This window comes from Kribbella sp. ALI-6-A, from assembly GCF_001984195.1.
Classification (GTDB): domain Bacteria; phylum Actinomycetota; class Actinomycetes; order Propionibacteriales; family Kribbellaceae; genus Kribbella.
In genome coordinates, this window is the sequence record NZ_MTQN01000009.1 from 647,761 (window position 1) to 663,153 (window position 15,393).

The 15,393-nt window shown below is 69.2% G+C and carries 12 protein-coding genes; 6 read left to right on the plus strand and 6 right to left on the minus strand.

What is annotated here, in order from left to right; all coding sequences use genetic code 11:
• Positions 1-10: 10 nt before the first annotated feature.
• The 5 genes from BWI15_RS12015 to BWI15_RS12030 all read right to left on the minus strand — a co-directional run bounded on the left by BWI15_RS12015 (position 11) and on the right by BWI15_RS12030 (position 5,815).
• The gene (locus tag BWI15_RS12015) at positions 11-2,113 is read right to left on the minus strand and encodes a hydantoinase/oxoprolinase family protein (protein ID WP_077014397.1); all 2,103 of its coding nucleotides are present in this window, start codon (positions 2,111-2,113) and stop codon (positions 11-13) included.
• A 20-nt stretch (positions 2,114-2,133) separates the two neighbouring features.
• Complete coding sequence (locus tag BWI15_RS12020) at positions 2,134-3,765, minus strand: FAD-dependent monooxygenase (RefSeq protein WP_077014398.1); 1,632 nt, start codon at positions 3,763-3,765, stop codon at positions 2,134-2,136.
• Entirely contained in the window at positions 3,762-4,529 is a 768-nt protein-coding gene (locus BWI15_RS12025) for an alpha/beta fold hydrolase (protein WP_077014399.1), read from the minus strand. The genes BWI15_RS12020 and BWI15_RS12025 overlap by 4 nt, the downstream gene beginning before the upstream one ends.
• A 38-nt stretch (positions 4,530-4,567) precedes the next feature.
• Positions 4,568-4,705, minus strand: coding sequence for a hypothetical protein (locus tag BWI15_RS39335; RefSeq protein WP_168197297.1), 138 nt, complete (start codon positions 4,703-4,705; stop codon positions 4,568-4,570).
• 93 nt (positions 4,706-4,798) lie between these two features.
• A complete protein-coding gene (locus tag BWI15_RS12030) occupies positions 4,799-5,815 on the minus strand; it encodes a LacI family DNA-binding transcriptional regulator (RefSeq protein ID WP_077014400.1) in 1,017 nt (338 codons plus the stop codon).
• A 115-nt stretch (positions 5,816-5,930) separates the two neighbouring features.
• On the opposite strand from BWI15_RS12030, the gene BWI15_RS12035 reads away from it, so the two are divergent.
• The 6 genes from BWI15_RS12035 to BWI15_RS12060 all read left to right on the plus strand — a co-directional run bounded on the left by BWI15_RS12035 (position 5,931) and on the right by BWI15_RS12060 (position 14,579).
• Entirely contained in the window at positions 5,931-7,292 is a 1,362-nt protein-coding gene (locus tag BWI15_RS12035) for an ABC transporter substrate-binding protein (protein WP_143465509.1), read from the plus strand.
• Entirely contained in the window at positions 7,293-8,204 is a 912-nt protein-coding gene (locus BWI15_RS12040; RefSeq protein WP_077014401.1) for a carbohydrate ABC transporter permease, read from the plus strand.
• Entirely contained in the window at positions 8,201-9,043 is an 843-nt protein-coding gene (locus BWI15_RS12045; protein ID WP_077014402.1) for a carbohydrate ABC transporter permease, read from the plus strand. The genes BWI15_RS12040 and BWI15_RS12045 overlap by 4 nt, the downstream gene beginning before the upstream one ends.
• Positions 9,044-9,057: 14 nt before the next feature.
• Positions 9,058-10,998, plus strand: coding sequence for a glycoside hydrolase family 2 protein (locus tag BWI15_RS12050; RefSeq protein WP_077014403.1), 1,941 nt, complete (start codon positions 9,058-9,060; stop codon positions 10,996-10,998).
• 77 nt (positions 10,999-11,075) lie between these two features.
• Positions 11,076-13,103, plus strand: coding sequence for a ricin-type beta-trefoil lectin domain protein (locus tag BWI15_RS12055; RefSeq protein ID WP_077014404.1), 2,028 nt, complete (start codon positions 11,076-11,078; stop codon positions 13,101-13,103).
• Between the two features lie 99 nt (positions 13,104-13,202).
• Complete coding sequence (locus BWI15_RS12060) at positions 13,203-14,579, plus strand: FAD-binding oxidoreductase (RefSeq protein ID WP_077014405.1); 1,377 nt, start codon at positions 13,203-13,205, stop codon at positions 14,577-14,579.
• Between the two features lie 54 nt (positions 14,580-14,633).
• Here the strand turns inward: BWI15_RS12060 and BWI15_RS12065 are convergent, their stop codons facing one another.
• Complete coding sequence (locus BWI15_RS12065) at positions 14,634-15,392, minus strand: 3-hydroxybutyrate dehydrogenase (RefSeq protein ID WP_077014406.1); 759 nt, start codon at positions 15,390-15,392, stop codon at positions 14,634-14,636.
• Between the last annotated feature and the right edge of the window lies 1 nt (position 15,393).

Here is a 15,393-nt window from a genome sequence, read left to right on the forward strand (position 1 = left end):
GAAGGTGTCCTCACTGGTAGCGCAGTACGAGGTTGCCGAGGTGGTCGACGCGACCGGTGACTCCGGCCGGCACCACGACCACCGTGGTCGGTACGTCGACGATCGCTGGGCCGACGAGCTCGTGGCCGGAACGGAGCAGTGCGTAGTCGTAGACCGGGGTCGTCACGAAGCCGATCTGCGAGTCGAGGCAGACGGAGCGATGCCCGAGCAGCGCGTCGGCGGGGTCGGGGCCATCGGCCGCCGGGATCTCCGGGAGCGTGACAGGGAAGCCGAGACTCGCCTTCGCCCGCACCCGGTAAGTGATCGCCTGGACACCGGCCTCGCGATAGCCGGAGCCGCTGCCGTTGATGCGCTCGTACTGTTCCTCGAACCGCTCGAGGATCTCGTCCCCGGTCCGCTCGCTGAAGTTCCCGTCCGGAACGGCCGTCGCGAGTTCGGTGGTCTGCATCGAGTACCGCAGATCGATCTCCCGGTGCAGCGACACGTCGTGGAACTTCACCTTCTGCCGGTCCAGCGCGCGGTGCAGGTCCGCCTCCAGTTGGGCGAAGTGCGACTCGAGCACCGTGTGGTCGACCGGGAACGTCACCGGGTCGGACAGCTCCGCGCTCAACGCGACGTCCGATGCCGCCAGCCCGTACGCCGAGAAGGCGGACGCCACCGGCCCGAGCGGCACGACGACCTCGCGCACGCCCAGGTCCTGGCAGTAGCCGGCGCAGTGCGCGGGCCCGGCACCGCCGAACGCGTAGACGACGAAGTCGCGCGGGTCGTATCCGGCCTGCACGACGGCCCGGCGTACGAGGTCACCCGCTTGCGCGTTCTGCACCTCGTGGATGGCGATGGCGGCCTGCTCGACGGTGAGGCCGAGCGGCTCGGCGACGTGCTCGCGGATCGCTTGCCGGGCCAGGTCCAGGCTCAGCGGCTTCCGGCCGCCGAGCAGCCCGCGCTCGCTCAGAATGCCGAGGACAAGGTTGGCGTCGGTGTTCGTGGGCCGGGTGCCGCCGTTGCCGTAGCAGGCCGGGCCGGGGACGGCTTCGGCGCTCTGCGGACCGAGCCGCAGGTTCCCGCCGTCGTCCACCGAGGCGATCGCTCCTCCGCCGGAGCCGATGGTGTGCACGCGGATCGTCGCCGCGTTGATCGGGAACTGGTTGACGATCGAGCCCGGCGCCATCACCGGCTCACCGTCGACGATCAGTCCGGCCAGGAACGTCGTACCGCCGACGTCGGTGGTGATGACGTTGTGGTGTCCGAGCTGCTCGGCCAGGCGCATCCCGCCGATGACGCCGCCGGACAGGACCGATCCCACCGTGGTGATCGCGTGCTCAGGTGCCCGGTCGGCGGTGATGGTGCCGCCTTCGCTCTGCATGACCAGCAGCGGTCCTTTCAGCCCACCCTCCTCCAACTGCTGCTGCAGCGGGAGCAGGTACGTGCGCAGCCGCGGCCCGATCTGAGCGTTCATGATGGTCGTGGACGTCCGTGCGAACTCGCGGATCCGCGGGCTGACCTCCGAGGAGAGCGTGACGTACAGGTCCGGCGCGATCTCGTGGATCAACTCGCGGACCCGCTGCTCGTGAATCCCGTTCTTGAACGACCACAACAGGCAGACCGCGATCGCTTCGACGCCCTGGTCCACCAGGGTCCGGGCGACCCGCCGGACCTCGTCCTCGTCCAGCGGCACCAGGATCTTCCCGGCATGGTCGACCCGCTCGGTCACCTCCAGGGCCCGGTACTTCGGGATCAGCGGCGCGGGCTTGCGACGGCGCAGCGTGTCCTGGATCTCGTGGGCCGAGCGGCCCAGGGTCCGGCCTTCGGCGTTCATGATGTAGATCGCGTCCCGGTGGCCCTTGGTGGCGATCAGCCCGACGTCGGCCACCTGGCCCTGGACGAGCGCGTTGATCGACGCGGTCGTGCCGTGCGCGATGTAGTCGGTCCGCGACAGCAGTTCACCGACGCCGATGCCGAGCTCGCCGGCGAGGTCCTCGATCGCGCGCATCACACCGACCTCGCGGTTCGGCGGGGTCGTCGGCGTCTTGGCCGACACCATCCGGCCGGCGCCGTCGGAGGCGACCGCATCGGTGAAGGTGCCGCCGACGTCGATGCCCAGTGCGTATGGCATGTGCGTTCTCCTGGTGATCTCTACCGCTGGTGGGCGGTGACGTGGCCGGTGACTGTGGTCAGGAGCTCGTCGGGACGGGCGTCCCCGCCGCCCATCCAGGCGACGTGCTGGTCGGGGCGCACGAGCAGCAGCGCGGTGGGATAGCGGTCAGGCCACTGCTGGGGCAGGTCGACCACGGTGAAGGGGATGCCGAGTTTTCGTGCGGCCGCGGTCCAGAGCTCGACGTCGCAGCCGGGGTCCGTCCTCAGCAGGGTGAAGCCGGGACCGAGAACATCGAACACCGAGCGGCCGTCGTCGAGCCAGACGTGCGGCAACCGGAACCCCGGCTGCGCGCGATCCTGGAAGCCGCCCATGGTGATCGCGGCCTGCCCCTCGCCGCCGACGACCAACGGCGAGCCGGCGTAGTGGTAGCCGAAGCTGAAGCCGTCGGGGGAATACCGGTGCCGCTCACTTGCCGCGAGCCGATCGGCGAACTCCGCCCGAGCTCGCTGCCCCTCCGGACCGGACAGATGGATGTCGGTGGAGACTTCCGCGAACGACGTCCGCGCGGCCGAACCCACCGCGTCGGCGAACTGCTCCCCCACCGGTTTGCGCTCCAGCTCGTAGGCGTCGAGCAGCTCCGGTGGCGCCCACCCGTGGTGGACCGCCGCCAGCATCCAGCCGAGCGTCGCCGCGTCCTGGATCCCGGCGTTCATCCCGAATCCCCCGACGGGGATCCAGATGTGGGCCGCGTCGCCGGCCAGGAACACCCGCCCCGAGCGGTAGCGCTGAGCAACGAGCCGTCGCCCGGTCCAGCGCACCACGCCGAGCACCTCGTGGTCCACCGGCTGCCCGACAGCGTCGTACAGAAGCTGCTCGGGATCCTCGCCCTCGGTGTCGTGATCGGGGCCGAAGGCAACGTGGTTGAGCCACAGCGACTCGCCGTCGATCGCGATCAGCGACGCGATCCGGCGGCCGTAGGTCCAGTACGTCCAGGCGCGGTCCCGGGCGGCCAGCCGTCCCAGCTCGGGCGAGCGGACGAAGGTCGACACGAACTGCTGTATCGCGTCGACGCCTTCGTAGCGGATCCCCAGCCGGCGCCGAACGGCGCTGTGGGCGCCGTCGCAGCCGACGACGTACCCGCAGTGCACGGTACGGCGCACGCCGGCGTTCTCGACGATCGCCTCGACGTGGTCGTCGTACTGCCGGAACTCGACCAACCGGGTGCCGCGCTCGAGCGTCAGCCCGGGAAGCTCGCTCGCGCGCCGCTCCAGGATGGGCTCGAGGAACAGTTGCGAGATCCGGTGCTGCGGCTCCGGCGTGGGCCAGTCGTCCTTGCCCGCACCGGCGAGGACTTCCCCGGACGAGGGCAGATCGATGCGGAAGATGTCCTCGCCGCTCAGCATCGTCCGGTAGTGGATCGAGGTGGGGTGGTCCGCAGGGAGCCCGGCCCGCCGGATCTCGTCGGCGAGTCCGAGCCGCCGGAAGATCTCCATCGACCGCGCGGACGTGGTGTTGCACCGTGGATTGACGGGTCGCTCTTCGGTCGCCTCGACGACGTGACACGCCACCCCACGCCGGGCCAGGTCGATGGCGAGGGTCAGGCCGGCGGGACCGGCGCCGACGATCAGGACGTCGACTCGGTTCGCGCTGTTGTCGCTGGGCTGTGTCATGCGCTCAGGAACTCCCCTACCAGGCCGCAGAACTCGTCCGGCCGGTCGACGTGAATCCAGTGCCCCGCTCCAGCCACCACGGCGAGTCGGCCGTCCGGCAGCGCGTCGACGAGCCGCTCGGAGACCTCGACCGGCGAGACCCGGTCGAGCTCCCCGTGCAGCGCGAGGACCGGCGTGCCGATCGACGCGAGATCGACGGGTGGAGGGCCGTCGGCGGCGTCGGCGAACATCGACCGGAACGCCGCCTCGGCGCCAGGACGCAGCGCCTGCTTCATCCGAAGGCCGGCGAGTTCGTCGAGCAGCTCCCCATGGACACTCTCGTCGGCGACCAGCCGGGCGAGCGTGGCCCGCATGGACTGCTCGGTCGGATCGTCGTAGAACGGCACCGCCGCGGGCAACGGTCCGGTTCCGGCTCCTCCCATCACGACCGCGCGGTCGATTCGGTCAGGCGCCAGGGCCAGCAGCGCGAGCGCGGCAGCTCCACCCGCGGCCGAGTTGCCCACCAGGTGCACTCGTTCGAGACCGTCGCTGTCGAGGAGGTCGAGGACCTGGCGGGCCCGAGCCAGCGCCCACGCCCGCGGCCCTTCGATCCCGCCGGTTCCGGCGATCCGCCCGCCGAACCCGAGCAGATCGGGAGCCAGGCAGCGGAACTCGCCGTCCAGCCTGGAGCGCACGCTCGCCCAGTTGCTCACGGCATCGACGCCCGGCCCACCACCGTGCAGCAGCACGACAACGGGGCCTGCGCCTGGCTCGGCTGCAGACACTGGAGCCTCCTCAACAGATCGTACGTCGGGGTCGCGGTTCACGGCAGCCGGGCGAGGAACTGCTCGGTGCTGGTCAGGCGTGAGCTCGGGAAGGATCTCCACCCCGCGCTCGCGTCGACCAGGGCCTCGCCTGCGAGCACCGCCGTCCGGGCCACGTCGATCAGCGAGCTGCTCATGCTTCCGCCTCCGCGCTCTCGCCTGTATGTAGCGCTCACTCTACGATCTCGGGAAAGCGTTGGCTAGAGCAGCGACGTCGACCACTGGACTTTTCAGACCGGCCGGCCGGTGGTGCTCTCGCGCAGTTCGAGGGTGTAACCGGCCGAGATCTCGGCCGGATCGGAACGGTCGCCGTCAAGACGGTTCAGCAGCAACTGAACGGCGTTCTTCGCGATCTGGTTCTTGTCCGGGCTGATGGTCGTCAGGCTGGGGGTGCTGTAGCGGCCGTCCTCGATGTCGTCGAAGCCGACCAGCGCGATGTCCTCGGGCACCCGCAGGCCGCGGCTGAGAATGGTGCGCAGGGCCCCGAGTGCGAGCAGGTCGTTGTAGCAGAAGACCGCGTCCGGCGGCTCGGGAAGCGCGAGCAGCTCGGCCATCGCCGCGGCGCCGTCGGCCCGGTGGAAAAACTCCACCGGGCGGACCAGTTCGGCGATCACCTCCCGGCCGGCCGATTGCAGAGCGGCTCGATAACCCTGCGTACGCAACTGACCGGTCCGGCGGGTCTCGTCGAACTGGTCGCCGATCGCGGCGATCCGCTGCCGGCCGAGGTCGATCAAGTGCCGGGTCGCCAGCTCGGCCGCGCCGACGTTGTCGATCATGATGTGGTCCAGTCCGCCCTGGACGACGCGCTCACCGAGCAGCACCACCGGCGTCGACGACGGCCGGTTGCGCAGATCCGCGTCGCCGAGCGCCAGCGGGTTGAAGATCAGCCCGTCGAACATCGCGGCCCGGCTGCCCCGCATCACCAGCTCGCGCTCGCGGACCGGATCGCCGTCGGTCTGGTCGACCACGACCGTGTAGCCGGCCACCGCGGCCTGCTCGATCACGGCCCGGGTCAGCTCCGCGAAGTACGGTACGTCGAGCTCCGGCAGCACCAGCGCGATCAGTCCCGAGCGGCCGTTGCGCAGCGTCCGGGCGACCGCGTTCGGCTGGTAGCCGAGCTCGTCGAGCGCGCGCTGCACCTTGGCCCGGGTCTCGGCCGCGACCTGGGGGAAGTCGTTGACCACGTTCGACACCGTCCGGACCGAGACGCCGGCTCTCTCGGCGACCTCGCGCAGGGTGGCGGCCACTGTGCACCTCGTCTCGTGGGCGGTGAAACCTTGACACTTGCAACGTTGCAACCTTAGCGTCTCCAGCACTACTTGCAACGTTGCAAGCTCAGCAATAGTCGTGAGGAACGACAACATGACCAATCCCCTGAGCCCCACCCCGTTCTCCCGCCGGACGCTCCTGCGCGGCACCGGCGCCGCCTTGCTCGCCGGCGGTCTCGGCGCCTGCGCTCCAGGCAACACGACCGGCAGCAACCCGCTCCCGAGTGCCGGCGTGACCAAGCCTCCGTCGGGCGAGATCACCATCTGGGACCGCACCGGCGACCTGTACAAGGTGTTCGACAAGGCGATCGCGTCGTTCACGGCGAAGTACCCGCAGGTGAAGGTCAACCACCTCGCGGTGGACGTGAACGCCAAGCTGCCCGCCACGCTGATCAGCGGCGCGGGAGTCCCCGACGGCGCCTTCTACGACGACGCGCTGCTGACCGGTGTCGCGCCCCACCTGCACGATCTCAGTCAGTTGATCGAGCAGTACAAGTCGGACATCGCGCCGTACAAGCTCGGGGTGGTGACCGTCGACGGCAAGGTGATCGCGGTGCCGTGGGACCTCGACCCCGGTCTGCTGTTCTACCGCGAGGACGTCGTCACCCGGGCGGGCGTGGATCCGGCGAGCCTGACCACGTACGACGCTCTGCTCGACGCGGCGCGCACGGTCCGGGACAAGTCGCCGGCGGCCAGACCGATCCACCTCGAGAACGACCAGTTCCTCGGCCAGCTGTGGGTCGACATGTTCGCCAACCAGCAGGGCGGCGCGATGATCGATGCCGACGGCAAGCTCACGATCGACTCGGCGCCGTACCGTACGGCGCTGACCTGGCTGGACAAGGTCCGGTCCGAAGGACTGGGCACGCTGGCGAAGTACACCCAGCCGACCGACCTGCAGACTCAGGACAACGGCACCCAGGTGTTCGTCCCGTGGGCCCAGTGGTTCGTGTTCACGCCGCAGCAGTTGCTGAAGACGAGCAAAGGCAAATGGCGGGCGACCACGTTGCCGGCGTGGCAGGCAGGCGGTGCGCGCGCGGGAGTGATGGGCGGTTCGTCCTTCGTCATCCCGGCCAAGGCGAAAAACCCTGAACTCGCCTGGCGGCTGTACGAGCACCTCGTGTTCAGCAAAGAGGGGTACACCACCGTCTACGGGCCGAACCAGGTGTATCCGGGCGGGCTGAACACCTCCATCCCGTCGTACCTGCCGGCGCTGGATCCGGACACGCCGCTGTTCAAGCCGATCGGCGCGCTCGGCGGCCAGGACCTGTGGAAGATCGCGGTCGAGGCGGGCAAGCAAGCACCGGGCGGCTACACGATTCCCACCTGGTGGGGGAAAGCCGTCGACTACTTCGGCGTCAACGTGCAGAAGCTGCTGGCCGGGCAACTGACGCCCGACGAGGTGCTCAAGACCTCGGCGACCCAGATCCAGAAGAACCTGATGGGTCCCAGCTGAATGGCGACGCTCACCGAAGCGGCAACGACCCGGCGCTCGGCCCGGCCGGTACGGCGACGCCGGGTCAGCGCGGCGCCGTACCTGTTCGTCGCACCGTTCATCCTGGTGTTCGCCGCGTTCAGCGCGTACCCGATCCTGTTCGCCCTGCAGCTGAGCTTCACCAACTGGCACGGCGCCGGCGCGTTGGAGATCGTCGGGCTGGCGAACTACCAGTTCCTCCTGACCAGTCCCGACTTCTGGCAGTCCATGGCGACGTCGGGCGCGCTGTGGCTGCTCGTCGTACCGGCGCAGGTGCTGCTGGCGCTGACCATCGCGGTCGCGTTGCGCAAGGCACGGTTCCGCGGGTTGTTCAGTGCGGCGCTGATCGCGCCGTTCGTAACACCGCTGGTGGCGATGGCGCAGGTGTGGATCATCTTGTTCGACAAGGACTTCGGCGCGGTCAATCACGGACTGACCTCGCTCGGGTTGCCGGCGATCAGCTGGTTGACGAGCGGAGTCTGGGCGAAGGTGACGATCGCCCTGCTGGTGCTGTGGCGCACCACCGGGTACGCCGTGATCCTGCTGATGGCCGGGTTGTCGTCGATCCCGTCGGACGTCTACGAGGCGGCCCGGATCGACGGGGCCGGCGCGTGGCACCAGTTCTGGTCGATCACCGTGCCGCTGGTGACGCGCACGCTCAGCTTCGTCGTCGTGATCGGCACGCTGACCGTCTTCCAGCTGTTCGCCGAGCCGTACGTCGTGACCGGCGGCGGACCGTTCAACGAAACCCGGACAGCCGGGCTCTATCTCTACAAGCACATCACGAACTCCGACCTGGGGCTCGGCGCGGCGAACTCGATGCTGCTCGTGGTGATGGTGCTGGCCTTGTCGATCGCTTCGATCCGGCTGCTGCGCTCGAGGGAGGACTCATGAAGCTCGCAAGCGCCGGTCGCTACGGCCTGCTGACCGTCGCCGGCATCATCAGCCTGGCACCGCTGCTGTGGATGGTCGCGTCGTCGTTCAAACCCGGCGCCGCGATCATCTCGAGCCCCTTCGACTTCGACCCGGGGCAACTCACGCTGGCCAACTTCCGGTCGATGCTCGAGACGATTCCGATCGGCACCGGGTTCCAGAACACCGCGATCGTCGTCGTGGTCAAGGGTGCGCTGACGATGATCTTCTGCCCGATGGCCGGGTTCGCGTTCGCGAAGTACGCCTTCGTCGGCAAACGAGTGCTGTTCGCGACCGTGCTGACCACGTTGATGCTGCCGACCCTGGTACTGCTGATCCCGTTGCTGCTGGAGATGAGCCAGCTCGGCTGGGTGAGCACGTTCAAGGCGCTGATCCTGCCCGGCGCGATCGATGCGTTCGGCGTGTTCTGGATGCGTCAGGTGATCATGGCGATCCCCGACGAGCTGCTCGACGCCGCCCGGGTCGACGGCGCGAACGAGCTGCGGATCTTCGCCAGCATCGTGATCCCGGTGATCCGGCCGGGGCTGGCCGCGCTCGGCGTACTGACCTTCATCAACATCTACAACGATTTCGTCTGGCCCGTGGTGGCGGTGAACGACGAGCAGCACCAGACCCTGCAGGTGATGCTCGCGGCACTCGCGCAGAACATCCGCTCGGGCCAGCTCGGTGCCGACTGGACCAGCGTCTGGGGGCAGTTGCTCGCGGCAAGCACCGTCGCGGCGATCCCGGTGCTGATCGTCTTCGTCGTCCTGCAACGTCACCTGATCAAAGGCGTCATGGCCGGCAGCCTCAAGGGCTGAGACCTGGAGAAACTGTGAACACACGTCCCGAGTACCCACGACCGCACTTCGACCGATCCGATCGCTGGCTCAATCTCAACGGCGAGTGGGAGTTCGCCCGCGAGGCCGACCACTTCGCCGAGACCATCGTGGTCCCCTTCCCCTGGGAGCACTCCGATTCCGGGGTGGTCGCCCACTGGCTGCCGACGGCCTGGTACCGGCGGCAGCTCGAGCGCCCAGCCGACTGGGCCGGCGAACGGACGATCCTGCACTTCGGCGCCGTACACCACCACGCGACCGTCTGGGTCAACGGTGAGCTCGCCGTCGAGCACGTCGGCGGTTACCTCCCGTTCGAGGCGGACATCACCGACCTGCTCGACGCGTCGGGGCGGGCGGAGCTCGTCGTACGGGTGGATGCGCCGGTCGACAAGCGGTTTGTCCCGCACGGGAAGCAGCGCAGCCTGCCGGCCGACGACTACGACGGCTGCGCGTTCACCCCGTCGAGCGGGATCTGGCAGACGGTGTGGCTCGAGCCGCGACCGGCGGCGTACATCTCCCGGCTCCAGCTCCGTCCGACCGACACGCTCGACGGCATCGAGGTCACGCTCACCGGCCCTTCGCCGGTGCGGATCGAGATCCCGGGCGTCGCGGTTCGCGAGTACGACGAATGGCCGGGCACGGCGATCGTGCCCATCCCCCAGCCCAGGCTGTGGAGCCCTGACGATCCGCACCTGTACGACGTGATCGTCACCGCCGGCCAGGACACCGTCCGCGGCTACACCGGGCTGCGCAAGGTGGAGTGGCACGGCAACAACCTGGCGGTCAACGGCGTACCGACGTACGTGCGCGGTGTTCTGGACCAGGGCTTCTGGCCGACCGGTGGGCACACCGCTCCGAGCGACGAGGCCTTCCGGCGCGATCTCGAGCTCGCGCGCGAGGCCGGGTTCAACCTGGTCCGCAAGCACATCAAGCTGGAGGACCCACGCTGGCTGTACTGGGCCGACCGGCTCGGCATGCTGGTCTGGGCCGAACCGCCGTCGACCGGGCGCTTCACGGCCGAGGCCGTCGCCGCCTTCGAGCAGGTGACGGCCGGCATGGTGGAGCGGGACGGCAACCATCCGAGCATCGTGATCTGGGGCGGGTACAACGAGGAGTGGGGCCTGGACTGGGACGTGCCCGGCGATCCGGCCAAGCAGGACGCCGTACGGCGGGCGTACCGGATCATCCGGGACGCGGACCCGACCCGCCCGGTCGTCGACAACTCGGGCTGGGCTCATGTCGAGACCGACCTGGTCGACTGGCACTACTACGACGACAACGCCGGCTCGTGGGCCGCGATCGTGGATCGACTGGTCAACACCGCCGACGGGACCTTTCCCGTGCGGCTCGGTCCGGACTTCGTGGCGCACAAGGAGATCGCCGCGCCCGGTTTCGACGCGACGGGCAAGCCGCAACTCAACGGCGAGTACGGCGGTGGATCGACCAGCGTGGACCGTGGATGGCACCTGCGCTGGCAGACCCAGGAGCTGCGGCGTCACCCGCTCAACGCCGGGTACATCTACACCGAGTTGTACGACATCGAGCACGAGACGGTCGGCATCTACACCTACGAACGCCGCACGAAGGACCTCGGCGGTGTGGTCCCGGCCGACGTGCACGCCGAGACCGTGCTGATCGTCGACCTGGTGCCGCAAGCCCCGGGGCGCGATCTGGTCCTTGCCGGGGACGGCCGCCCGGTCGTCGTACCGGTTCGGGTCTCGCACCACGGCCGGGATCCGTTGCTCGGGACCCTGCACTGGACGCTCGGCAGCGCCTCCGGTTCGGCGCCCGTCGACGCCAAGCCGTTCGAGGTCACCGATCCCCTCGACGTTGTGGTGCCGTCGACTTCCGGGCGACTGCTGCTCTGGGCGACCGACGCGTCCGGCGTCGTGGTCGCGCGGACGGCCGTGGACCTCGCCGACCGACGCTCCACCTGAGATCTCGCCGGCGCCCACGGGCGCCGGCGCACGGGGAACCTTCGCTCGACTCATCCGCCCGATGTCAGAGGAGGACCATGTCTACCGCCACCCGGCTGCTGGCCGCGGCAGCACTGCTCGCCGCAGGTCTCGTCGCCACACCCGCCACCGCGGCGCCATCCGGCACCGTGCTCTACAGCCCGAACCTGTCCACCTTCCCGACCGCCGACGCCAGCTACCCGCGGGCGATCCGGCTCGACCACGACGGCAACGCCGGCCGGACCGTGCTCGCGACCTTTGCCCGGCGCAACGAATCCGGTCCGAGCAGCTTCCCGATCTACCGCAGTACCGACGGCGGCGCGACCTTCGCCGCGAGCCCGATCAGCACGATCACCTCTCACACGCCTGGGTGGGACCTCGGCGCACCGGTCGTCTACGAGATCCCGCGGACCGCCAACGGCCTGAACGCGGGCGACCTGCTCGCCGCCGGTACGGCGTGGGACGAGGGCAACTTCACCGCGCAGAAGATCGAGGTGTTCAAGAGCACCGACCGCGGCGCGACCTGGCAGTACCTGTCGAACTGCACCCAGACCAGCGGCCAGCCGAACACCATCGGCCAGGGCATCTGGGAGCCGTGGTTCCTGCTCGCACCGAACAACACCCTGGCCTGCTTCATCTCCGACGAGCGCCCCGCGGGTTCGCCGACCAACAACCAGATCATCGGCCACTACACGTCCACCAACGGGGGCGTGAGCTGGAGCGCGAGCATCACCCCGGATGTCGCGTTCCCCGCCGACAACCTGGCCCGGCCGGGGATGTCGATCATCACCGCGCTCCCGAACGGCCAGTTCCTGATGACGTACGAGCTGTGCCGGGACGCCACCAACGCGGACCACGCGTGCGAGGTGTACATCAAGACCAGTCCTGACGGCCTCAACTGGGCGCCGACGAACAACCCCGGCACTCTTGTCCAGACGACTGACGGCCGTCACCTTCTGCACACGCCGTACGTCGCCTGGGTTCCCGGCGGTGGGCCGAACGGCACGCTGCTGATGTCCGGTCAACGGGTCGTCACCGGACCCACAGGCAACAAAGCAGTCATGGCGGAGTCCGGATCGGTGCTGCTGGCCAACACTTCCCTCGGCTCCGGCAGCTGGACCGAGCTGGAAGCTCCGGTCAACATCAATCCGACGGGCGGCTACGCCTCCGGCGTTCCCAGCTGTCCGGGCTACAGCTCACCGATCGTGCCCTTGGCCAACGGAACGTCGTTCCTCTACCTGGCAGCGACGTGGCTCGGAACCGGCAACCAGTGCCAGGTGCGGTTCGGAACCGGGGTCGTCGGCGGGCCGACCGGCGCGATCACCGGCCCGGCCGCCGCCGGCAAGTGCCTGGACGTCGACCACAACACCGCGGTCAACGGCAACGCCGTCCAGCTGTGGACGTGCAGCGGCGCGCCGGGTCAGCAGTGGACGATGATGGCCGACGGCACCATCCGCTCGTTCGGCAAGTGCCTGGACATCGTCGGCAACGGTACGGCGAACCTCACCAAGGTCCAGCTCTGGGACTGCGGCCCGGCCGGCGGCCAGCAGTGGCGTCCGCAGGCCAACGGTTCGTTGCTCAACCCTCAGTCCGGTCGTTGCCTCGACAGCCCTGGCGGCGCGACCGCTGACGGCACGGACCTGCAGATCTACGACTGCACCGGCCTCGATCCGCAGAAGTGGAACCTGCCCGGCTTCCCGACCGGCCCGATCACCGGGCCCGCGGCCGCCGGAAAGTGCGTCGACGTCGACACCAACACACCGACGAGCGGCAACGCCGTCCAGCTGTGGACCTGCAACGGCGCACCCGGACAGCAGTGGACGATGTCGACCGACGGCAAGATCCGTGCCTTCGGCAAGTGTCTGGACATTGTCGGCAACGGTACGGCGAACCTCACCAAGGTCCAGCTCTGGGACTGCGGCCCGGCCGGCGGCCAGATCTGGCAGCCACAGCCGAACGGGGCGCTGCGCAACCCGCAGTCCGGACGTTGCCTGGACAGCCCGGGTGGCGCGACCGCTGACGGCACGGACCTGCAGATCTACGACTGCACCGGCCTGGACCCGCAGAAGTGGAAGATCCCGGTCTAGAAGTAGATAGAACGGTCGGTCCTGCGATGCGGTAGAGTGAACGCTACATAGAGCGGCCCTTCGCTCTGGTCCGTCACTCGACCGCATCAAAGGAAACTCATGCCCGACGAAAACCCCGGCCAGGCCATCGCGGCCTCCCTTCGCGCGTTGCGCCTCCGCCTGCCCGCCGGGCAGGTCCACGACTCAGGCCCCGGCTACGACGACGGCATCGCCTTGTGGAACGGCGCTGTCCAGCGCCGGCCCGGCATCCTGCTGTCCTGCACCTCGACCGCCGACGTGGTGATCGGGGTGCTCACCGCCCGGGAGTTCGGTCTCCCCCTTTCGGTCCGCGGCAGGGGCCACGACTTCGCCGGCCGCGCCTTGGTCGATGGAGGCTTGACCCTCGACCTGAGGCCTCTGCACGGCGTACGGGTCGACCCAGAAGCACGGATCGCAAGAGTCGGTGGCGGCGCGTCTGCCAACCACCTGCTGGCGGCGGCCGACGAGCATGGCCTGGTGGCCGCGACCGGCACGATCGGAGCGGTCGGGGTGGCGGGGCTCACGCTCGGCGGCGGCTACGGGCCGCTCGCCGGACGGGTCGGCCTTGCCGCGGACAATCTGCTGGCCGCCGAACTGGTCACAGCCGACGGATCGGTCCTGCGCACTGACGCCCGACACGATCCCGAGGTGCTGTGGGCTTTGCGCGGCGGAGGCGGCAACTTCGGGGTCGTCACGTCGATGACCGTGCAACTGCACGCCGTACCGGCTGTGGTGACCGGCATGGTGCTCTATCCCTGGAAGCAAGCCGGGCAGGTCCTCGAGCGAGTTCGCGAGGCGCAGCAGGACTGCCCGGACGGCTTGACGATTCAGGTCGGTGCGATCCCCGCGCCGGACGGCGCGCCCGCGTTGCTGGTGTTGCCGACATGGTCTGGAGATGTCGCGACCGGAACGGATCCCTCGGGGCCCGTGATGGCACTGACTCGACTCGGCGATCCCCTGCTCGCCCAACTCGACGCCGTTCCGTACGCCGCGACTGTCGCCGGCAGAGACGCGATGTTTCCCGACGGCAGGCACGTCACCATCCGGACTCGCTCGGTGCCCGAGCTGAGCGACCAGGTGATCGGCATCGTCGACCGGTTCGGAGGCGAACTGCCGACACCGATGTCCGGGATCTCGCTGCACCACTTCCACGGCGCGGCCGCCAGGATCGCGCCGGCCGACACGGCTTTCGTCCTGCGCAGACCGCACCTGATGACCGAGACCATCGGCGTGTGGACGGCCGAGGACACCGGTGAGAACGCTCACCGCTGGGCCGACGAAGCATCGGCGGCGCTGGCTCGCCATGCCTTCCCCGGCGGATACGCCAACCTGCTCGGGCCGGACGCCGTCGACCAGATCCCCGACATCTACGGGGACAACCTCGCCCGCCTGCGGCAGATCAAGACAGCAGTGGATCCGGACGGAATTTTCTCGGGAACGCCGCTGCCCCTGGCCTGACGAGGGCCGGGCCGCCCTCGCCGAGGGCGGCCCGGACAACCGCCGGCGACGCGGTCAGGAGGCGCTCCAGCCTCCGTCGAGAACCAGTTCGGTGCCGGTGACAGATGCTGACTCGGGCGAGCAGAAGTACGCCACCGCGCCGGCCACCTCGTCCGGCTCGATCAGGCGCTTCACCGCCGACTTCGCCAGCAGTACGTCGGACAGCACCTCGTCGATGCCCATCCCATGCACCGCCGCTTGGTCGGCCAACTGGTTTTCCACCAACGGCGTACGCACGTACCCGGGGCACACCGAATTGCTGGTCACGCCGTGGGCCGCACCTTCCAGCGCGATGACCTTCGACAGGCCCAACAGGCCGTGCTTGGCGCTCACATAGGCGGACTTGTAGGCACTGGCCCGCAGGCCGTGCACGCTGGCGATGTGGACGATCCGCCCCCAGCCCCGCTCGTACATGTGCGGCAGGACGGCACGGCTCAACAGGAACGGTGCCTCCAGCATCAATCGCAGCATGAACGCGAACCGCTCGGCCTCGAACCGCTCGATCGGCGCGACGTGCTGAACGCCGGCGTTGTTGACCAGGATGTCGGCGTCGAAGTGCCGCTCCGCCAGGTCGGCGGTGTTGCTGAGATCGATCGCGACGGCCTCGCCACCGATCCGCTCCGCGGTCCGCGCCGCACCCTCGGCGTCGATGTCGCACACCACCACCTGCGCACCGAGTCCGGCGAGCCGGGTCGCCACGGCGGCGCCGATCCCGCTTGCCGCGCCGGTCACCAGGGCGCGGCGACCGGACAGAATCGTCCCCGGCGACGCCATG